Source organism: Paenibacillus cineris, from assembly GCF_018333335.1.
GTDB lineage: Bacteria > Bacillota > Bacilli > Paenibacillales > Paenibacillaceae > Paenibacillus_AQ > Paenibacillus_AQ favisporus.
Genome location: NZ_BORU01000001.1, coordinates 3,570,141 through 3,589,754 on the forward strand (window position 1 = coordinate 3,570,141; position 19,614 = coordinate 3,589,754).

Genomic DNA, 19,614 nt, shown 5'->3' on the forward strand with positions numbered 1-19,614 from the left:
CCAAGGATCAAGGAGGGTTACAACCAAAGCGTTGCCAGTCCCTGACGATGTCTTCTTTGGTTTCAGTCACTTGCTTTTTTTGCGGTAAAGCTGAAATGCAAGCGGCATAAACACGGCAATGATACATCCCAAGCTTATCAGCGCGGCGGTCAGGGCAGCTGTATCCGCCGTACCGTGCATCAATGCCCGGGCCGATGAAGAAGCCAGGCTGACGGGGTTGTAAGCAACGACCGGACCCAGCCAATCCGGCATGGTGGACGTATCGGCAAACACGTTGCTCGTAAACATGAGTGGATACAACACGAGATAGGACATCGTCGTGAGCGATTCGGTTTTCCGTACGATCAGTCCCAGGCAGGCAAAGATCCAGCTGAAACTGAAAGCATAAAGCATGACGAGCAGCATGGACAGGAGCACTCCAGGCAATCCCGCTTCCGGGCGGAATCCGAGCAGCATTCCGAGCCCTAACGTCGTGATGAGTCCCACGGCGAAGGAGATGAGGTTGATGGCCATCGTGCCGATGATCGCAGCGGGCTGCCAGAACGGAAGCGTTCGGAATCGGTTGAAGACACCGCGTTCGATATCTGTTTTGAGATTGATGCCGATGTACACCGTCATGGTGGTGACGGTATACACCATCATGCCCGGCAGCAGATACTGCAGGTAATTTCCCGTTGATCCGGAGATGGCGCCGCCGAACAAATACGTAAAGATCAGCAGAAAGACCGCCGGGAAAATGATCGAATCGATCGCTAAATAAGCCGCATTGCCGCTCGTTTTCCGCCATGAGCGCCAAATAAAGGTCCATACCGCCTGCGGCGCGCTCGGCCGCGGCGGACGCTCCCTCAGGTTCAGGGCGGCCAGCATTCTGGACTGTGGTTCGCTCATCGGTTCTCCTCCTTCAAAGGTTCTGCTTGAGCGCTCCTGCCGGTCAGCGTGAGAAAAACCTCATCAAGACTAGGCTCTCCAAGCGAATATTGGTGCGTATAAATACCTGCCTCACTGAGTTCCGTCAGCGCCAGTGCAGCCTGCCGCGGATCGGAGACTTGAGCCGACAGTTCGGCGGGATTCGCATGAAGCCTGGCTTCTGTTTGAAGCACGCGCCGCAGGACCTGCTCGGCTTCTCCCCGCTGCTTCGGGTCGGCCAGCCGGATTTGAATCGAGCCTGAGCCGATGGAAGCCTTTAGTTCGGCGGGCGTTCCTTCGGCGATGACGGCGCCCTCGCCGATCACTGCCACGCGGTCCGCAAGCTGGTCCGCTTCCTCCAGATACTGGGTCGTCAACACCACGGTTGTGCCATGGTCCACCAAAGCGCGCACGATATCCCACACTTCGCTGCGGCTCCGCGGATCCAGACCGGTCGTCGGTTCGTCCAAAAACAGAAGGTCCGGGGCGACGAGCATCGCCGCGGCAATATCCAGCCTCCTCCGCATGCCCCCCGAATACTTTCCGGCCGAACGCCTGGCCGCATCGGTCAGGCCAAATGCATCCAGCAGCTGTTCGGCCCGCACTTTGGCCGTTTTGGCGGAATAACCCGCCAGCCTGCCGAAGAGGACCAAATTATCGCGGCCGCTCATCCCCTCGTCCACCGCGGCGAATTGTCCGGTGAGCCCGATCCTTCGGCGCACGGCATCGGCTTCCCGCACGACGTCGAGTCCAAAGATCCGGACCGAACCGGAATCCGGTGCGAGCAGCGTGGACAAAATGCCGATCAGCGTCGTCTTGCCTGCCCCGTTGGGGCCGAGTACGCCGTACACGGTTCCCTGCTCAACCCGCAGGTCCAATCCCTTCAGAACATCCTCCTTGCCGTAAGCTTTCTTTAGCCCGCGCACGTCAACGGCTGCTTCTTGTTTCATGTTCTACCTCCTACCTAGCGCTTGAAATTCAACTTACACCCAAATTTTATAACACTCATGCAAATGGGAAAGCTGGCTTAAATTTTTACTGGAATTCACAGTAACTCTGTGACGGAACATTATCATGTCACTTAAAGCTTTTTGTGCAGTGTTTGCCGGCATGTTATCCTTGGGGGGAGTGAAAATCGTCCAAGCGCAAAAGGGGGAAAGGAAAATGCGTTATTATAAGCCGATCGAAATCGCCAGGGAATTGTATATCAGCACAAGCGCCCTGCGCCATTATGAATCTTGGGGGGTAGTCCCCGAGCCGGAGCGGTCGGATAACGGCTACCGCCTGTACACCCAGCTGCACCTGGCTTATTTCCGCTGCCTGCGGGCTATGTTTTCAGGATTCGGGGTCGGGATTTCCTCTGAAGTGCTTCGCTTGATTCAACAGCGTGACATGGACGGAGCCTTCTGGCTCGTCAATCAGGAGCAGGCTCGTCTGCAGCATGAAAAAACGGTTGCCGAACAGACCCTGGCTTTACTCCAAAATCCCGAACTGCCGCTTGTCTCGGGCAAACGATTGAAGGGCCGCATGACGATCGGCGAAGCAGCTGAGCTTACGGATGTGCAGCCCTCGGCGATCCGGCATTGGGAAAAAGAAGGGCTGATCCAGCCGGAACGGGATCCCGAAAACGGGTACAGGCTGTTTACCCCCACGCATGTCCGGCAAATTTTGCTGATTCGCACATTAAGGAAGACGGTTTATGTGCTGGAAAACATGAAAGAAATTGTGCATGGCGTCGAGCAGCACAGCGTTGAAAAAGCGAAGAAGGTGACGCTGGAGGCGTTATCGAGTATCCATGACCGAAACCGGCGGCAGTTCTTCGGGGTTCACTTGCTGGTCGAGCTGTGCATCGAAGAAGGACTGATCGATCCGGTAGAATACATTAAAGGCTTGTGGTTTGATTACTTCCAAAAAGCCAAAGCGGAAAAAGCACCCGGCGAAGCTCCATGAAAAGGGAGCCCTCGCTTCGGATGCATTTATTAACTTACATATGTATCAGCAGCTCCCGATTTGATAATCCCTGACCTTAGGAGAGCTTGATGTTTTTAAAGAGGCAGGTTGAGCCTGCCCGTTTACCGTTTCAGCTCCAAATGCAGGAGCGGGAACGGCCATCCGGAGCCGTCCAGCTCGGACCGTCCCGTCCGTATAAATCCATACCGCTGATAAAATGCGTATGCCCCGTCGTTCTGCTCGTTGACGTCGACCCGCAGCCGGCTTCCCTTCAGCTGCTCCGCATACCGGAGTAAACGGGTGCCGATGCCTTGTCCATGCCGGTCGGGATCGACGAACAGCATTTCCACCATACTGCCGTCCAGCCCGATGAAGCCCAAGGGGACGCCGCTGTCATCCTTTTCCACCCACACCTCCACGTGCTTCAGCGCCTGCTCGTCTACAATCCGTCGGTAAAACGCGATATCTGCCTCAGTTAAAAAAGCATGCGTCTCACGAACCGCCCGGTACCACAACTCTACCAAATAATCATGATCCTCTTCCAGATAAGCCGTTATTTGTCCCATCGATTGCTGCCTCCTAACTTACATCGGTATTTGACCTGATACAGAAAAAACAGCAGCCCCGCCAACAATGCGGAGCTGCTGTCCTATCATACCCGGATTATAAGCCGACGATCTTATACCAGCACTGTCGAACCCATCAAATATTTGTCCACTTCACGGGCAGCTTCGCGGCCTTCGTTGATGGCCCATACGACCAAGCTTTGGCCGCGGCGCATGTCGCCGGCTGCGAAAACTTTGTCCACGTTTGTGTTGTATTTACCCTTCCGCGCCTTTACGTTCGAGCGGCGGTCCGTTTCAAGTCCGAGCTGTTCGGTAATCGTCTGCTCCGGTCCGTCGAAACCGATGGCGATCAGCGCCATTTGCGCTTTGAATACCCGCTCCGTTCCCGGAATCGGCTGGTAGATTTTACGCCCGGTTTCGTCCACCATGCGCTGAATTTGAACGGTGTGCAGTTCTTGGAGGTTTCCTTCGTCATCACCCACAAATTTGGTAGTCATGATGGAAAATTCGCGCGGATCGCTGCCGAAGACCGCTTTCGCTTCTTCCTGAGCGTAATCCAGTGTGTATACGTTCGGGAACTGCGGCCAAGGGTTGTTGATCGGATCGCGCTCCAGCGGCGCCTTCTCATGCGTGCCAAACTGCGTTACGCTTGCACAGCCATGACGAAGCGCTGTTGCGACGCAGTCCGAACCGGTGTCGCCGCCGCCGATCACGATGACGTCTTTCCCTTCTGCCGAAATGTAGTTCCCGTCGGCAAGACCCGAGTCCAGGAAGCTCTTGATCGTACCGTTCAAATACGTCATGGCATAATGAACCCCGTTCAGATCGCTGCCTTCAATGTTGAATTCGCGCGGTTTGGTGGCTCCGCCGCACAACACGACTGCATCGTAGTCGTCAACGAGCTGCTGTGCAGGAATGTCCTTGCCGATTTCGGTGTTCGTAACAAACTGGATGCCTTCCGCTGCGAGCAGGTCCACACGGCGCTGAACGACGGATTTGTCGAGCTTCATCGACGGGATGCCGTACATCAGCAGGCCGCCGATGCGGTCCGCACGCTCGTACACCGTCACGCTGTGGCCCGCTTTGTTCAGCTGTGCTGCCGCGGCCAGTCCTGCCGGGCCCGAGCCCACGACCGCCACGCGTTTGCCTGTACGTTTCTCCGGTGGGTTCGGCACAACCCATCCTTCTTCAAATCCTTTATCAATAATGGCCTGCTCGATCGTCTTGATCGTTACCGGCTGGCCGATCAGGCCGACGGTACAAGAGCCTTCGCATGGAGCAGGACAAATCCGGCCGGTGAACTCCGGAAAGTTGTTCGTTTTATGCAGGCGCTCCAGCGCTTCTCTCCACAAGCCGCGGTAGATGAGGTTGTTCCATTCCGGAATCAAATTGTTGACCGGGCAGCCCGAGGTGCCTCCAGCCATATCGATTCCCGTATGACAGTAAGGTGTTCCGCAATCCATACAGCGTGCGCCCTGGGTGCGCAGTTCTTCTTCGGACATATGTTTATGGAACTCTTCCCAATCCTTAATCCGCTCTGCAGGATCGCGATCCGCCGGAAGCTGGCGGCTGTACTCCATAAAGCCTGTTGGTGTTGACATGACGCATTTTCCCCCATCCGTTCTTTTCTATCTTGTTGAAAGTTACTTCCTATCTATCACATTAACGACACGTAGATAGATTGAACCCGAGCCTGTGCATGTATTATCCCCTGACCACGGCGCAGCTTTCGTGTTAGAGCATCATACGCTCAAGTTCATTCTACATAGATATTTCAATTATAGTATCATTTGAAACTTTGAATATTAAATGGATTATCCGCATAATTATTTGTACTATTTCACATCGAGATCACATGTCATGATAACATGAATTTCGGTTAACTTTTGCGGATATAGGTGCAGAAACGGTAGGAATACGGGTTTTTCTCATCCGTGATCCCTTCGATCTCTTCTTGCAGAATCCAGTCCCCGAAGTCTACTTCAGGGAAGTAGGTGTCGCCTTCAAACGTCTCGTCGATCCGGGTGACGATCAGGCAGTCCGCTACCGGAAGCAGCTTATAGTAAATTTCGGCTCCTCCGATCACCATGATCTCTTTATTCTTGCCGAGCTCAACCGCTTCTTCTATCGTATGAATGATTTGGGCTCCCGGTGCCTCGTAATCCGGATCGCGGGTCAGGACGACGTTGTCGCGTCCAGGCAGCGGCTTACCGCCGAAGGATTCCCACGTTTTGCGGCCCATGAGGACCGTTTTGCCCATCGTCTTTTCCTTGAAAAAAGCCATATCCCGCGGAAGCCGCCAAGGAAGCTTGTTGTCCCGCCCTATTACTCCGTTTGAGCCCATGGCCCAGATAAACGTCATTGTCATGGTCAAAAAGCCCCCTTCAACATAAAATGAAAGCCGGCTAGATGGCGACCGGCGCCTTAATGCCTGGATGATGCTGATAATTCACGAACTCGAAATCCTCGAACTTATAGTCAAAAATCGATTCGGGCTTCCGTTTGATCACAAGCTGAGGCAGCTCGAATGGCTCGCGCTCCAGCTGGGTTTTGACCTGTTCCAAATGGTTTGAATAAATATGCACATCGCCGCCGGACCAGATGAATTCGCCGACTTCGAGCCCGCATTGCTGGGCTACCATGTGCGTTAGCAGCGCGTAGCTGGCAATATTAAACGGCAGTCCGAGGAACGTGTCGACCGAACGCATCGTCAGCATGCAGGACAATTTGCCCCCGGCCACATAGAATTGGAATACGAAATGGCAAGGAGGAAGCTTCATGTTCTCAATCTCCGCCACGTTCCATGCGCTGACGATATGTCTGCGGGAATCCGGATTCCGCTTGATCGATTCGATCACATTCGCAATCTGGTCGATATGGGTGCCGTCCGGTGCCTCCCAGTTCCGCCACTGAGAGCCGTACACCGGTCCCAAATCCCCGTTCTCGTCAGCCCACTCGTCCCATATGGAAACACCGTTTTCTTTCAGGTACCGGATATTCGTATCGCCGCTCAAAAACCACAGCAGCTCATGGACGACCGATTTCAAATGGATGCGCTTCGTCGTCACGAGCGGGAAGCCCTGGGACAGATCGAACCGCAGCTGTCGTCCGAAGACGGAAATCGTGCCGGTTCCGGTCCGGTCCTCCTTGGGGGTACCGTGTTCCAGTATGTCCTGCAGCAGCTCCAAATAGTTTCGCACTTTGTATCCTTCCTCTCCATGCCGAATGTCTATATATCTCTTGATTGTGTATATTCTAGTTTACCATGTGGGGGCATGGTTGATAAACACCTAAAAAAGTCCATCCCCAATGACCAGAATCCGCCCGCTTAACGCATACCGGGACTAACTGCAAAAAACGGTTCCCGGGGTCTTCCCCCAAGAACCGTCCCATGCCAAAGCCTTGTTGCCGTTACATCATCTCGAGATTTTTCGTATGACAGATGCAGCGTTACCCTTTAACGGCTCCAATCGCCACGCTCCCGATGATCTGCTTGGAAAAGACCGCAAACACGATGATGATCGGCACGATGGAAATTGCCACACCCAGGTACAACAGGCCGTAGTCCATCCCGTAATAACCCTGCACGAGCGCGACCAGAACCGGCAGCGGATATTTGCTCTGCGAGAAGAACAGGACGAGCGGGCCGAGGAAGTTGTTCCAGGAGCCGATGAACGTAAAAATGCCGAGTGCGGAAACCGCAGGACCCAGAATCGGCAGGATGATCTGGTTGAACGTCCGGAACTCGCCCGCACCGTCGACCCGCGACGATTCGATGATTTCGTCCGGAACGCTTCCGTCGATAAACTGCTTGATGAAAAAGACGTTAAAGGCGTTCGCCGCCGCCGGCAGAATGATAGCCGCGTAGCTGTCGAGCAGGCCGAATGTGCTGAACAGCCGGTATACTCCGATCAGGGCCAGCTGCCCGGGCACCATCATCGTGGCCAGAAGAGCGAAGAACAGCTGCTTGTTGCCTTTAAACCGGAATTTGGCGAAGCCGTAAGCCGTCAGCGCCCCGATGTACAGGGACAGCACCGTCGTGGACCCCGCAATGAAAAAGCTGTTCATAAATCCCCGCCAAATGTTGATTTTTGCGGCCATGTTGCTGTAATTCGCCCACAAATCCTTCCCCGGCAGAAAAATGAACGACGAGGCGATGTCGGCATTGCTGTGGCTGGAGTAGATCAGCATGAGATAAAACGGGATGATACAGATGATGGCAAACCCGATCAGAAAAATATACAGCAGCACCATGCCGGCGGACAGGCGGCGTTTGGGCTTGGCGGCATACGGAAGTTCCCGCCGGATCGGTCTAATCGCTTCCATGTTATCGACTCCTTCCTCAAGCCTTCTTCCGGTTCGTCAGCACAAACGACAGGACGGAGAACAGAATGATAATGATGAACAGGCAAAACGCGATGGCGGCTCCGTAACCAAACCGCGTGCTCTGAAACGCGACGTTGTACAGGTACATGATGCTGGTCATGGATGCGCGGTCCGGCGCTCCCGTGCCATTGGTGAGGGTGAAGGGCTGATCGAAGATCTGCATCCCGCCGATGATCGAGGTGATGACCTGGAACAAAATGATCGGTTTCAGCATCGGAACCGTGATGTGCAGGAAAATATGCTTTTTCGTGGCCCCGTCGATTTGGGCGGCCTCGGTCAGCGAAGGATCGATTCCCTGCAGTCCGGCCAAATAAATGATCATGGAGTAGCCGAAGTATTGAAAGAACAAAATCGAGGACACGATCAGCCGCATGAACCAGGCGTTGTTCTTCCAGTTGATCGGATCGTGGATGATGCCGCTCTCGACGAGAAAGTGGTTCAGCCCGCCCGACTGCCAGTCGAAAATCAGGCTTACCAGCAGCCCCAGCGAAGCGGCGGTGACGATATGCGGGAAGAAGTAGACGGCTCGGAATATGTTTCTTCCCTTGACGAACTTCTCGTTTAATATAAAGGCGAGCACAAGCGAAACGGTCAGCTGAGGGATGACGGACACGCCCCAAATAAACAGCGTGTTGAGAAAGGTTTTGTAAAATATCGGGTCGTGGAATACCGCAATGTAGTTGCCCAGCCCCACGAATTCCGGCGTCCGGATCCCGTCCCAGTTCGTAAAGCTGATATACAGCGAGTATAGAATCGGATACAGTCCGAACAGCAGAAAGATGATAAAGAACGGTGCAATGAAAAAATAACCGTAATGGTCCTTCCGTATCGATTTGGCAAACATGGACGCACCTCCTGGTATAGGTTGTTCCAACGTTGTCGCAGCCGAATGTTCAGCCGCTAAGCGTCAATCCACCTCCAGCTCGGGGTACCTGAGCTTGACGTCCCGTTTAATTCTTTGGATGGCTTCTTCCTTCGTCTTCATCTTGTTGTTCAGGTATAGCTGCAGCACGTTTTTGTAAATGTCATTGTTGATCACCGTATCAAAAGGCGTCCGCTGATAACTGGGCACGTTTTTCGCTTCCTCGGAAAAGAACTCGAAGTGCTTCTGGTTCCCCAGGTAAGCAGAAGTCAGCGTCGGAGCCAGCTGGTCGTCCACGACCCGATTGCTCGTAAAGTAGTCCTGGTCATGGGCCAGCTCGGTCAAAAACTCGTGATCGAAATTGTAGAAGTGGATAAATTTCCACGCCAGATCCTTGTTTTTGCTTTTGCTGTACATGGCGATATACGTTCCCCCAGAGCTGAATGAGGCCGGGCCGTGCGCGAGTCCCCATTTTCCCGAGGTATCCGGTGCATTCGCCTTAAACGTGTACTGCAGCGCCCAGCTCGCTCCCGGATAGAACATCACCTCGCCCTTTTGCATGGAAGCGGCATATCCGGCGCTCCCGTCGTCAAATTCGGCCAGCACATGCCGCTGCCGGGCTTCCCTCACCATATCGAGCACCTTCAGGTAAGCTTCGTTGATGACAAGCTTGTTGTCCTTAACCCATGGAATGCCTTCGTATGAGACGGAAATGGCGTTCCAATTCGCCAGGGCGTGCACTTTGCCTCCGCTTTCTTTGGCAACCCTTTCGCCGATGTCGAAAATTTTGTCCCAGGAGTCAATCTGCTTGCTGACTTCCTCCGGATCGTCTGTGCCCAAATATTGTTTGGCCAGGTCCCGGCGGTAATAAATGCCTCCAGGTGTCGCCTGGTAACCCAGTGCCTTGACGTTCCCTTCAGAGTCCTTTTCGTTGGCTTGAACGAAGGGATACTGCTCCGGAATGAGCTTGTTTGCATCGTACGGAGCCGCAGACAGGTTCTCCAGGTAAGGAACGTCGATCAGCTCACGGATATTCCCGTTTTCGAGCATGAACACGTCCGGTGCCTTGGAAGCCGTCTGCAAGGCGGATTTCAGCTTGGTGATGTAAAAGTTGCCCGGGATGTTGACGAAGTTCACCTTGACCCCGGGGTACTTCTTCTCAAACTTGTCAATGGCGTAATTCGCCTCATCGGTAAAGCTCCATACGGTTATTTCCTGGCTTGAGCCCGTTCCTTTGCCCGAGACCGTACACCCGGCCAGCAGGATGGACAAGCCCAGCAGACTCAGCATAAAGGTATATCCCCAATGATTTCTTCTCATGAGCACCCGTCCTTTGCTTTTCGCTTGATGTTGGTCAATCCCAGGATAACAACTAGTCCCCCCTCATCCACGATTAAAAAAGGAAACGCTTACATCTAAGTTTGTTATCATTTTATGGGATTTTTGCCGGCCGGGCTCATCGGATATTGGTCTGGATTGTTCATTTATTGCGCAGTCCTGCCGCTTCGCTTGCGAAATTCGGAAGGCGTGCAGCCATTGTACTTTTTAAAAATGCGGTTGAACGAGTTCAGATTGTTAAATCCGTTCCGCACAGCGATCTGCAGAATGGATTCCGAACCGCCGAGCAGCTCCCATTTAGCTTGTGCAATCCGGTATTGATTCAAGTAATCCATTACCGTCATGCCGCGGGCTTCCTTAAACAGCTTGCATAAATAAAATTTGTTAAAGTTCGTATGGTCGGCAATGTCATCCAGCTTCAGCGGCTGGTCGTAGTGCCTTTCCAGATACTCGCACACCGCCTCAATAAAGGCGAATTTCTTGCTCTCGGAGCAAGCGCCCCCTGGATAATCATCCTCCATTTGCCCCGGCTTGAGCCGGATCAAGCGAACGATCAGGTCGTACAGCCTTGCTTTCATGGACCATTTATAACCGGGCTGCCTGCCCGATTCTTCTTCAGCAATCGCTTTCATCATCAGCGCCAAATTGGCCTTCTGCACTTGATGTGCCGGAATGACGGTATTGTGCGAAACGAGCGACTTTAAGCTCTGCTCATCCGGGCCGCATGGGTTCGTTCCTGTTAAAAAATGCATGCGAAATACGATAATCAGCAGCTTGCCGGTGCCGGGCAGAAAAGAATGGACTTCACCCGGCTTGATCATCAAAATCTCCCCTTTCTTCAGCTCACATAAGTGATGGTTCAGTTCGATGCGCGCCCCGCTTTCGGCTACATATACAATTTCGACTTCTTCATGCCAATGCGGCGCAAAAAGAAACGTTTCTTCTGTCTGAACCACACGAATCGGAAAATCTTCGTCCATCAGTCCTCTTTCCAGAAATGAGGTCATCGTTCCCATAACATCCCCCACCTTCCCTAGAATGAAACGTTCTGCTCTTTCCATTGTAGCAAAATCCTCAACCGGTCAGCATCATCACCCAGATGATCCCAATAATTAGAAAAACAACCTATCCACTTTTATTATGATATGGGTGGATTGCAAAACTGTCCTTTCAGGATGGTTACTTCAGAGGTTAATGGATCCGGCTCCTTTGGCGCTAACGCCTGAAATGACGAAGTCCCTTCAATAATCAAAAAAGAAAGAGCCGCATGAGACGGCTCTTTCCTTGAGTTACTTCTATATATGATGATAACTTAGCGGCGTGGTGCGATCACGTGAATCGGATTGCCCAGCGCAAGCTCGGCAGTTTCCATAACGATTTCGCCCAGCGTTGGATGCGCATGGATCGTCAAAGCGATATCTTCCAGCGTGGCGCCCATTTCGATAGCGAGGCCCAGCTCAGCGATCAGGTTGGAAGCTTCAACCCCGGCGATGTGGCATCCCAGCACGAGCTGAGTTTCCTCGTCAAACACCAGCTTCACGAAGCCGTCCGCTGCATTGAGGGACAAGGCGCGTCCGTTGCCCGCAAACGGGAACTTCGCTGCTTTTGCTTTGTAGCCTTTTTCTTTTGCTTCTTTTTCAGTGTAACCTACGCTCGCGCATTCAGGATCGACGAATGCTACGGCAGGAACGACTTTGTAGTCCACGACGGAAGGATGTCCGGCGATGGCTTCAGCCGCTACTTTACCTTCGTAAGAAGCTTTGTGTGCCAGCGCAGGGCCTTTAACGATGTCGCCGATTGCAAAGATATGCGGCTTGTTCGTACGTCCCTGATGATCGACTTTGATCAGGCCGCGGTCATCCAATTCGATACCGATCAGGTCGAGTCCAAGCTCTCCGTCGGTGTTTGGACGGCGACCAACCGTAACGAGCAGGTAGTCGGCAGTCACTTCTTTCGTTTCGCCGTTCACGGAGTATTTCACCGTAACTTCGTTGTCGGTTTGAGTCGCGCTTTCCGCTTTGGCGTTTGTGATGATTTCCACGCCGGTTTTGGTCATGCTCTTCACAACGAGCTTCGTCATGTCCGGATCGAATCCGTTCAGGATGGAATCCAGTCCTTCGATGATCGTTACTTTTGTTCCGAATTTGGAGTACATTTGGCCAAGCTCGGCACCGATGTATCCGCCGCCGATGACAACCATGCTCTTCGGAATTTCAGGCAGGCTCAGCGCTTCGGTCGAAGACAGGATGCGGCCGCCGAACGGGAACGCTTTGAGCTCGATCGGACGGGAGCCTGTAGCGATAATGCAGTTTTTGAAGCGGTAGCGAGGGGACTCGTGTTCGTTGAACACGCGCGCCTCGTTTTCGTTGATGAACATGCACTCGCCGTTGAAAATTTCAACCTTGTTGCCTTTGAGCAGGCCGGCAACGCCGCCGGTCAGCTTTTTCACAACGCCGTTTTTGAATTCCTGGGTTTTGCCAAAGTCCACTTTCACATTTTCAGCAGTTACGCCGAAAGATTCGCCGTGAACGGCAGACTCATATTGATGAGCCGCCGCAATCAGGGCTTTGGAAGGGATACATCCGCGGTTCAAGCACACGCCGCCCACTTCGGATTTATCCACAATCAGAACCTTTTGTCCTAGCTGTGCAGCACGGATGGCTGCCACGTAACCGCCGGGACCAGCACCAATCACTAATGTATCGATATCGAGAGAAGCGTCACCTACTACCATATCTTACACCTCCATAACCAGCAGCTCAGGGTTGCTGAGCAGTGATTTAATATAGTTCATAAAGTTTTGGGCTGTAGCACCATCGATGATGCGGTGGTCAAAGCTCAGGGACAAGGCCATAACTGGAGCTGCCACGATTTCGCCGTTCTTCACGACAGGTTTTTCGGTAATGCGTCCGGTACCCAGGATCGCCACTTCAGGGAAGTTGATGATCGGAGTAAAGAACATGCCGCCGGCGGAACCGATATTGGTGATGGAGATCGTGCTGCCTTTCATTTCTGCCGGAGCCAGTTTGCCGTCACGGCCGCGTGCCGCGAGGTCGCGGATCGCGTCAGCGATCATCCAGATGCTCTTACGGTCGGCATCTTTGATGACCGGTACAATCAGACCGTTATCCGTATCGGTTGCGATACCGATGTTGTAGTACTTCTTGTAGACGATTTCGTTGTTCTCTTCGTCGATCGTCGCGTTCAGAGCAGGGAATTGACGGCTGGCCGCCACAAGCGCTTTGACGATGAACGGCAGATAAGTGACCTTCGTGCCTTTCTTCTCGGCGATCGGTTTCATGCGGGTACGGAATGCCACCAGCTCGGTTACGTCCACTTCGTCCATGATCGTAACGTGCGGAGCTGTATAAGCCGATTTCACCATGGCGTTAGCGATCGCTTTACGGATTCCTTTGAACGGTACGCGCTCTTCTTCAGCACGCGGATCCGCAGCTGCTGCTGCCGCTGCAGGTGCAGCTGCTTTCTCTTCAGCCTTAGCTGCTGCAGGCGCTGCCGCTTGACCGCCGCCGTTCTTGAAGGCTTCGACGTCTTCTTTAGTCACTTTACCGTTGTTGCCCGTTCCGCTCACTTGCGTGATGTCAACGCCTTGCTCACGCGCAAACTTGCGCACGCTTGGCGTAGCCAACACTTCTTTGTTCGGAGCTGCAGGAGCCGGAGCTTGGTCAGCGCCGCCTTCCTTGGCATCAGCAGGGCTGCTTGCTGCAGGGGAAGAAGTTGTATCCGCGCTGCCTTTTGCTGCGTCTGCTTCTTGGGCACCGTGATCGCCGGCAGGAGCTTCCTGCTCAGGCACTTCGCCTTCCGCATCGATAATGGCGACTACTTCGCCCACACGGCACACCTGTCCGTCCTTCGTGAATACTTCCTGTACTGTGCCGTTAACCGGACAAGGCACTTCTACAACCGCCTTGTCGTTCTGCACTTCCATAATGATGTCGTCGTCTGTTACTTTATCGCCGGGCTTGATATGCATTTTGATAATTTCGCCTTCATGCAAGCCCTCTCCCAGTTCGGGGAACCGATATTCAAATTTTGCCACGTTACTACCTCCCTATTGAATGACTGCGATTCTTAGAATTCCATGACTTTGTTGACTGCAGCGATGACTCGAGCCGGTGTAGGAAGCCATGTATCTTCGATTTGGGCAAAAGGATATACCGTGTCAGGTCCAGCTACGCGCAGTACCGGAGCTTCCAGGTGAAGAATCGCTTTTTCGTTGATTTGAGCAATGACCTCAGCCGCTACGCCGGAAGTTTTTTGCGCTTCCTGCACGACGATGGCACGGTTTGTTTTCTTGATCGATGCAACGATCGTATCGATATCCAAAGGATTCAGCGTACGCAGGTCGATGATTTCGGCTTTGATGCCTTTTGTTTTCTCAAGCTCTTCCGCTGCTTTCGTAGCGGTATGAACCATCATGCCGTAGGCGATGATCGTCACGTCGGAACCTTCGCGGACCACGTTAGCCTTACCCAGCTCAACGACGTAGTCCTCTTCAGGAACTTCGGCGCGGAACGCGTGGTACAGGTTCAAGTGCTCCATGAAGAACACCGGATCGTTGTCGCGAATCGCCGCAATCATGAGGCCTTTGGCGTCGTAAGGGTTCGACGGCACTACCACTTTAATACCCGGTGTTTGAACGGCCAAACCTTCCAGGGAATCGGTGTGAAGCTCAGCCGCTTTAACCCCGCCGCCAAACGGTGTGCGGAATACGATCGGCGCGTTGTAGCGTCCGCCGGAACGGAAACGCATGCGGGCAGCCTGTACAAACATTTGGTCGAGCGCTTCAAAGATAAAGCCGACAAACTGGATTTCGGCTACCGGACGGAAGCCTTGGATCCCGAGGCCTACAGCCAGGCCGCCGATCGCGGATTCAGCCAGAGGCGTGTCAAAGACGCGTTCCTCTCCGAATTCTTTTTGCAGCCCTTCCGTCGCACGGAATACGCCGCCGACATTACCTACGTCCTCACCAAACACAATCACGTTCGGGTCACGCTTAAGTTCCACGCGCAGCGCATCGCGGATTGCTTCCTTCATATTCATTTGTGCCATTGCTTCATTTCCTCCTTAAACATTCGTTAAACTACGCAAAACGGATCAAACGATTTATTGGAAATCGGCCTTTTGTTCTTCCAAATGTTTCGGTGTTTGTTCGAACATGCTGTCGATCAGGCCGGGAACGGTCATTTTTTGAGTCTGTTCCGCTTTTTTGATCTCTTCGTTTACTTTCGCTTTGGCTTCCTCTTTCACGCGGGCCGTGTCTTCTTCCGACCACAGGCCTTTCTTCTCCAGGTACTTGCCGAGGCGCGTGATCGGATCCTTCGCGTTCCATTCGCCTTCTTCGTCCTTCGTGCGGTATTTGGTTGCATCGTCGGACAAGGAGTGCGGACGGTACCGGTAAGTTACGCCTTCGATCAAAGTTGCGCCTTCGCCGTTGCGTGCTAGCTCAGCAGCTTCTTGAACAGCACTAATAACGGCAAGTACGTCCATACCGTCGACTTTTACGCCGCGGATACCGGCTGCAACCGCTTTGTGTGCGATCGACAAGGCTGCCGTTTGTTTTGCGAAAGGAGTCGTAATGGCGTAGCCGTTGTTTTGTACGAAGAAAATGACAGGAAGTTTGAAGCGTCCGGCATAGTTCAGGCCTTCGTAGAAGTCGCCCTCGGAAGATCCGCCGTCACCTGTGTACGTAATGACCACTTGCTTCTGCTTCTTCAGCTTGTAGCCCATGGCAATACCCATCGCGTGCAAAATTTGCGCACCGATAATAATTTGTGGCATCAAGACGTTAACGCCCTCAGGAATGCGGCCGCCTTCTTGATGTCCGCGGGAGTACAGGAATGCTTGGTATAGTGGAAGTCCGTGCCATACGATCTGCGGCATGTCGCGGTAGCCCGGGCAGATAAAGTCATCTTTCTCCAGCGCGAATTCACTGCCGACCATCGTCGCTTCCTGACCGGAAACTGGTGCGTAGAAGCCGAGACGGCCCTGACGTCCAAGGTTAACAGCACGGTCATCCCAAGTACGTGTAAATACCATACGGTACATAATTTCTTTTAACTGATCATCAGTAAGTTTAGGCATTTTCGCTTCATTAACAATTTCACCGTCCGGAGAAAGCACGGAAAGCGCTTCGACTTCCTCGGTGTACACTTCATAAGGAACCTTGCTCATTCTCTTCACCTCAACAAAAAAATTTGAATATCAAGTTCCGCTGTTATAGAATTATTATACACCTGTTTTATTCGTTTCGTCAAAGCTATTGCGGATTAAATTTCAAAATATTTGCGCTTTGTATGTATAACAGGCGAATGTATTTTGTATAACAGACAGAAAGCTTTGACTGGAACAGGTACAAAATCGGCAAACATGGGTTATAGTAACTTATTGTTTTCCCGATTGCAAAAATTAACCGCACGAAAGGTGATCATGAATGACGGATTCAAAATACTTGAAACGAACCATTCACAAGGAACAACTGGAGAGCCGCTTTTTGAACGAAAGCCGTAACCTGCGCGTGTATCTGCCGCCCGGCTACCACGAGGTCGTCAGCTATCCGGTCGTCTACTGCCAGGATGGCGAGGAATTTTTTAATTTCGGCCGGATCGCGACCATCGCCAATCAGCTGATTCTGGATGATCTCGCCGAACCCTTCATCGTCGTAGGCGTCGAGGTCGACACCTCCGTGCGAACCGAAGAATATGCGCCGTTCGGAAGCCGGTTCGAGGCCTACACCCGGTGCTTTGCCGAAGAAATTATTCCCTTCATCGAGCAAAAATATCCCGTGCGGCAAGACCCCAGGCAGCGCGTGCTGGCCGGCGACTCGCTGGGAGGATGCGTTTCGCTCCACCTGGCTATGAACTATCCGGAGATGTTCCACCGGATTATCAGCTTGTCCGGCGCTTACTATACGGACACCCAGGAAATCGTAGCCGAAAACGATGACTTGTCCTGGCTCGATGTCTACATGATCGTCGGCCTGCAGGAAACCCATTTCGAGAGCGACCTTGGAGTCTACAACTTCGTCGAGATTAACCGAAGCATGAAAGAACTGCTGTTGGACCGCGGTGCAACCGTTCGTTATACCGAGAAAGACGGCAAGCATATTTGGGGCTTCTGGCAAAAAGAACTGCCGGATGCACTGCTCTATTTTCTTCGCGCCTGACCCATTACCCTCTATTGAACAGCACAAAGGTGAACATGTTCCGGTATGAATGCTAATGCAGCAGCCACAGCTCAGCCGACGTTCACCTTTTTTATCCCCGCAAGTGGTTACGCTTTCAATTCCAGCCTGAAAAAACGGCAGTGCGCCTGCCGCTTTCCTTTTTGATCATAGCCTCGTTCGGGCGTGTCTTTTCTATTATAGCTTTTCTTGGCATATTTTGTCCAAAAGTACCTGGCAGCCCGCGTCCATCAATTCGTAAACCAGCTCGAAATTCCCCGTATAATAAGGGTCCGGCACTTCGCGAAGCTCATGATCCGGCAGCAGGTCCATAAACTTCAGGACGGTCGCCTGTTCTCCCCCCGGAAGCTTGCGCAGGTTCGTCGCGTTGCTGTCATCCATGCAGACGATGTAGTCGAAAGTTTCGAAATCGCTGCTCGCGACCTGCCTCGCCTTCATTCCCGCATAACTGATCTTGTACTGATCCAGCATCCGCCGGGTTCCTTCATGTGGAATCTTGCCGAGGTGCCAGTCCCCCGTGCCGGCGGAATCCACGCTGATCTTTCCATCCAGCCCTGCCTCGCCCACTTTATGTCTCAGGATCGCCTCAGCCATCGGTGAGCGGCAAATGTTGCCCAAACAAACAAATAAAACGGAAATCATGTCAGTCTCGTCCTCCTAGCTTTATGCTGATTCCTTGTGCCGTTCGTCGCGGATGACGGGCTGTAGGGCAGATGGCTGCAGCGAACGCCGCGGGAGCTTCCATTTATAGAAAACAGACAGCATCCGGAACACCACCACCGCCGCAAACAAAACGATCACTTCCAGTGTAGTCTGGATCCAATGCAGTCCGATGGCTACTCCGGCCAGCATCGCCCATACGGCATATATTTCATCTCGAAGCACAAGCGGCTTCCTTCCGGCGAGCAGGTCCCGGATAATTCCTCCTCCAATGCCTGTCAACACGGCGGCAACAACGACCGCGCTGAGCGGATGATGCATGTTGGCTGCATACAATGCACCTTGGATCGCGAAGGCTGACAATCCCACCGCATCCAGCAGCGCCTCCGCCCTCTTCCAGTGCCTAATCCAGTTTACAGGCAGCAGGAAAGCGACGATCACCGCCACGATCGCCAATTTGATCAGCAGTCCCTGGCTCCAGAGCGTCGTCACCGGCACACCGATCAGCACATTGCGGATGACCCCGCCGCCGAAGGCAGTCACCAGGCCGAGAACCAGGATCCCCAAAATGTCGTACTCTTCCTCCATGGCTACGAGCGCACCGGACATGGCGAAAGCGATGGTGCCGATAATGCTGAATAGTTCAAAAACGTGCATGTCCACTTTATTTCTGACCTCTCCCTAACATATGCTGTCATCCATTGTAGCCGCTGCCGGCCGAATTGTGCAACCATCTATTCTGATTTATACTAGAATAACTTCCAAGCCCTTTCGATAAACAGCGAATTAAAGGGCTTGCCAAGAGCCGTCAATGCGACAATCGGAGGTAAATAGGATGGAACAGAAACGGGTATTGATCTTTTCCGGAGGCGATCTGCACAAGCAGTACTTGAAGGAAATCAGGCCTTCCGACTTTTTGATCGGTGCCGACCGGGGAGCGTTATTTTTAATAGAAAACAATTATAAGCCTGATCTGGCTGTAGGTGATTTTGACTCCATATCTCCGGCCGATTTGCAAAAGGTTAGGAGCGGCAGCAAGCAGCTCATTGATTGCGATCCCATCGACAAGGATTTGACCGATACGGAGCTAGCGCTGGACCTTGCCATCAAAGAACAGCCGGATATCATTCTGCTGATGGGAGTGACAGGATCGAGGCTCGACCACACGTTAGCCAATATCCAGATGATGAACCGGGTATTGCAGCACCACATCTCCTGCGCCCTGCTGGATCGTAACAATTATATGACACTCACCGGCTCTTCCATTGAGGTCCAGGACAGAGGGTATAAGTATGTTTCCCTGCTGCCTATGACTCCCGAAGTGACCGGAATTACATTAACAGGATTCCAATACCCCTTGGACAACGCCACGCTTAAAATGGGAGAATCCCTCGGCATCAGCAACCAATTAACCGGTTCCCAAGGCACAATCACCGTGGAAGGCGGACTCTTGCTGGTCATCCAGAGCAATGATTAAGCAGCTTTTGTTTGACAACAATTTTGTAACCGATATGAAAATTGCAAAAAACAATGAAAACCCTTGATTTATCAAGGGTTTTTTTATTTGCTTCTAGGATGGGTAAATGTATTTCTTAATTTTTTGTAACTTTTAATCGTTTTTTAATAAAAGCCCATTTCCCTTACAGCCACAACGTTTTGTTACACATCATCCAGAATTTAGGTTGTTTCAAAGCTGTTATACTCGGAGACGAGCTTGAGAGAAAACGAAATTTGGAGGTAATACA

The 19,614-nt window shown here is 52.5% G+C and carries 19 protein-coding genes; 3 read left to right on the forward strand and 16 right to left on the reverse strand.

Translation table 11 applies throughout. From position 1 onward, the window contains the following. Positions 1 to 66 precede the first annotated feature (66 nt). Both KI379_RS16525 and KI379_RS16530 read right to left on the reverse strand, forming a co-directional pair. Positions 67 to 888 (reverse strand): ABC transporter permease, encoded by an 822-nt coding sequence (locus KI379_RS16525; protein WP_212984232.1) that lies wholly within the window; start codon positions 886 to 888, stop codon positions 67 to 69. After that, a complete protein-coding gene (locus KI379_RS16530; protein ID WP_212984233.1) occupies positions 885 to 1,856 on the reverse strand; it encodes an ATP-binding cassette domain-containing protein in 972 nt (323 codons plus the stop codon). The genes KI379_RS16525 and KI379_RS16530 overlap by 4 nt, the downstream gene beginning before the upstream one ends. A gap of 214 nt (positions 1,857 to 2,070) precedes the next feature. Between KI379_RS16530 and KI379_RS16535 the strand changes: the two genes are divergently transcribed. Beyond that, positions 2,071 to 2,856 (forward strand): TioE family transcriptional regulator, encoded by a 786-nt coding sequence (locus KI379_RS16535; protein ID WP_212984234.1) that lies wholly within the window; start codon positions 2,071 to 2,073, stop codon positions 2,854 to 2,856. Between the two features lie 122 nt (positions 2,857 to 2,978). Here the strand turns inward: KI379_RS16535 and KI379_RS16540 are convergent, their stop codons facing one another. The 12 genes from KI379_RS16540 to pdhA form a co-directional block, all read right to left on the reverse strand. Further along, the gene (locus KI379_RS16540) at positions 2,979 to 3,422 is read right to left on the reverse strand and encodes a GNAT family N-acetyltransferase (protein ID WP_212984235.1); all 444 of its coding nucleotides are present in this window, start codon (positions 3,420 to 3,422) and stop codon (positions 2,979 to 2,981) included. A gap of 113 nt (positions 3,423 to 3,535) precedes the next feature. Beyond that, complete coding sequence (locus KI379_RS16545) at positions 3,536 to 5,023, reverse strand: glutamate synthase subunit beta (protein ID WP_212984236.1); 1,488 nt, start codon at positions 5,021 to 5,023, stop codon at positions 3,536 to 3,538. Positions 5,024 to 5,301: 278 nt separating this feature from the next. Next, entirely contained in the window at positions 5,302 to 5,790 is a 489-nt protein-coding gene (locus tag KI379_RS16550) for a dihydrofolate reductase (RefSeq protein WP_076171350.1), read from the reverse strand. 37 nt (positions 5,791 to 5,827) lie between these two features. Then, positions 5,828 to 6,622: a thymidylate synthase gene (gene thyA, locus KI379_RS16555; RefSeq protein WP_076171348.1), complete on the reverse strand. Its 795-nt coding sequence runs from the start codon at positions 6,620 to 6,622 to the stop codon at positions 5,828 to 5,830. Positions 6,623 to 6,872: 250 nt separating this feature from the next. Continuing rightward, positions 6,873 to 7,748, reverse strand: a complete 876-nt coding sequence (locus tag KI379_RS16560; RefSeq protein WP_212984237.1) for a carbohydrate ABC transporter permease — start codon at positions 7,746 to 7,748, stop codon at positions 6,873 to 6,875. A gap of 16 nt (positions 7,749 to 7,764) precedes the next feature. Beyond that, positions 7,765 to 8,652: a carbohydrate ABC transporter permease gene (locus KI379_RS16565; RefSeq protein ID WP_116229893.1), complete on the reverse strand. Its 888-nt coding sequence runs from the start codon at positions 8,650 to 8,652 to the stop codon at positions 7,765 to 7,767. Between the two features lie 63 nt (positions 8,653 to 8,715). Next, a complete protein-coding gene (locus tag KI379_RS16570; RefSeq protein WP_244879314.1) occupies positions 8,716 to 9,990 on the reverse strand; it encodes an ABC transporter substrate-binding protein in 1,275 nt (424 codons plus the stop codon). A 164-nt stretch (positions 9,991 to 10,154) separates the two neighbouring features. After that, positions 10,155 to 11,024: an AraC family transcriptional regulator gene (locus KI379_RS16575; protein ID WP_181908926.1), complete on the reverse strand. Its 870-nt coding sequence runs from the start codon at positions 11,022 to 11,024 to the stop codon at positions 10,155 to 10,157. Between the two features lie 296 nt (positions 11,025 to 11,320). Then, positions 11,321 to 12,742 carry a dihydrolipoyl dehydrogenase gene (lpdA, locus tag KI379_RS16580; protein WP_116229890.1) on the reverse strand — a complete coding sequence of 474 codons (1,422 nt, stop codon included), beginning with the start codon at positions 12,740 to 12,742 and terminating at the stop codon, positions 11,321 to 11,323. A gap of 3 nt (positions 12,743 to 12,745) precedes the next feature. Then, a complete protein-coding gene (locus KI379_RS16585) occupies positions 12,746 to 14,065 on the reverse strand; it encodes a dihydrolipoamide acetyltransferase family protein (RefSeq protein ID WP_105442252.1) in 1,320 nt (439 codons plus the stop codon). 32 nt (positions 14,066 to 14,097) lie between these two features. Beyond that, positions 14,098 to 15,078 (reverse strand): alpha-ketoacid dehydrogenase subunit beta, encoded by a 981-nt coding sequence (locus KI379_RS16590; protein ID WP_076171334.1) that lies wholly within the window; start codon positions 15,076 to 15,078, stop codon positions 14,098 to 14,100. Between the two features lie 54 nt (positions 15,079 to 15,132). Further along, positions 15,133 to 16,200, reverse strand: coding sequence for a pyruvate dehydrogenase (acetyl-transferring) E1 component subunit alpha (gene pdhA, locus KI379_RS16595; protein WP_076171332.1), 1,068 nt, complete (start codon positions 16,198 to 16,200; stop codon positions 15,133 to 15,135). Positions 16,201 to 16,459: 259 nt separating this feature from the next. On the opposite strand from pdhA, the gene KI379_RS16600 reads away from it, so the two are divergent. After that, complete coding sequence (locus KI379_RS16600; RefSeq protein WP_212984238.1) at positions 16,460 to 17,191, forward strand: alpha/beta hydrolase; 732 nt, start codon at positions 16,460 to 16,462, stop codon at positions 17,189 to 17,191. A gap of 195 nt (positions 17,192 to 17,386) precedes the next feature. Here the strand turns inward: KI379_RS16600 and KI379_RS16605 are convergent, their stop codons facing one another. Both KI379_RS16605 and KI379_RS16610 read right to left on the reverse strand, forming a co-directional pair. After that, positions 17,387 to 17,851: a low molecular weight protein-tyrosine-phosphatase gene (locus tag KI379_RS16605; RefSeq protein ID WP_089547884.1), complete on the reverse strand. Its 465-nt coding sequence runs from the start codon at positions 17,849 to 17,851 to the stop codon at positions 17,387 to 17,389. Positions 17,852 to 17,872: 21 nt separating this feature from the next. Beyond that, a complete protein-coding gene (locus KI379_RS16610) occupies positions 17,873 to 18,526 on the reverse strand; it encodes a trimeric intracellular cation channel family protein (RefSeq protein WP_212984766.1) in 654 nt (217 codons plus the stop codon). Between the two features lie 178 nt (positions 18,527 to 18,704). Here KI379_RS16610 and KI379_RS16615 point away from each other — a divergent pair, with 178 nt between their 5' ends. Beyond that, entirely contained in the window at positions 18,705 to 19,346 is a 642-nt protein-coding gene (locus KI379_RS16615; RefSeq protein ID WP_076171326.1) for a thiamine diphosphokinase, read from the forward strand. The last annotated feature ends 268 nt before the right edge of the window (positions 19,347 to 19,614 follow it).

Coding starts and splice junctions, on each gene's coding strand:
- KI379_RS16525 (WP_212984232.1), bottom strand. CDS start 888: ATGAGCGAACCACAGTCCAGAATGCTGGCCGCCCTGAACCTGAGGGAG.
- KI379_RS16530 (WP_212984233.1), bottom strand. CDS start 1,856: ATGAAACAAGAAGCAGCCGTTGACGTGCGCGGGCTAAAGAAAGCTTAC.
- KI379_RS16535 (WP_212984234.1), top strand. CDS start 2,071: ATGCGTTATTATAAGCCGATCGAAATCGCCAGGGAATTGTATATCAGC.
- KI379_RS16540 (WP_212984235.1), bottom strand. CDS start 3,422: ATGGGACAAATAACGGCTTATCTGGAAGAGGATCATGATTATTTGGTA.
- KI379_RS16545 (WP_212984236.1), bottom strand. CDS start 5,023: ATGTCAACACCAACAGGCTTTATGGAGTACAGCCGCCAGCTTCCGGCG.
- KI379_RS16550 (WP_076171350.1), bottom strand. CDS start 5,790: ATGACAATGACGTTTATCTGGGCCATGGGCTCAAACGGAGTAATAGGG.
- KI379_RS16560 (WP_212984237.1), bottom strand. CDS start 7,748: ATGGAAGCGATTAGACCGATCCGGCGGGAACTTCCGTATGCCGCCAAG.
- KI379_RS16565 (WP_116229893.1), bottom strand. CDS start 8,652: ATGTTTGCCAAATCGATACGGAAGGACCATTACGGTTATTTTTTCATT.
- KI379_RS16570 (WP_244879314.1), bottom strand. CDS start 9,990: ATGAGAAGAAATCATTGGGGATATACCTTTATGCTGAGTCTGCTGGGC.
- KI379_RS16575 (WP_181908926.1), bottom strand. CDS start 11,024: ATGGGAACGATGACCTCATTTCTGGAAAGAGGACTGATGGACGAAGAT.
- lpdA (WP_116229890.1), bottom strand. CDS start 12,742: ATGGTAGTAGGTGACGCTTCTCTCGATATCGATACATTAGTGATTGGT.
- KI379_RS16590 (WP_076171334.1), bottom strand. CDS start 15,078: ATGGCACAAATGAATATGAAGGAAGCAATCCGCGATGCGCTGCGCGTG.
- pdhA (WP_076171332.1), bottom strand. CDS start 16,200: ATGAGCAAGGTTCCTTATGAAGTGTACACCGAGGAAGTCGAAGCGCTT.
- KI379_RS16600 (WP_212984238.1), top strand. CDS start 16,460: ATGACGGATTCAAAATACTTGAAACGAACCATTCACAAGGAACAACTG.
- KI379_RS16605 (WP_089547884.1), bottom strand. CDS start 17,851: ATGATTTCCGTTTTATTTGTTTGTTTGGGCAACATTTGCCGCTCACCG.
- KI379_RS16610 (WP_212984766.1), bottom strand. CDS start 18,526: ATGCACGTTTTTGAACTATTCAGCATTATCGGCACCATCGCTTTCGCC.
- KI379_RS16615 (WP_076171326.1), top strand. CDS start 18,705: ATGGAACAGAAACGGGTATTGATCTTTTCCGGAGGCGATCTGCACAAG.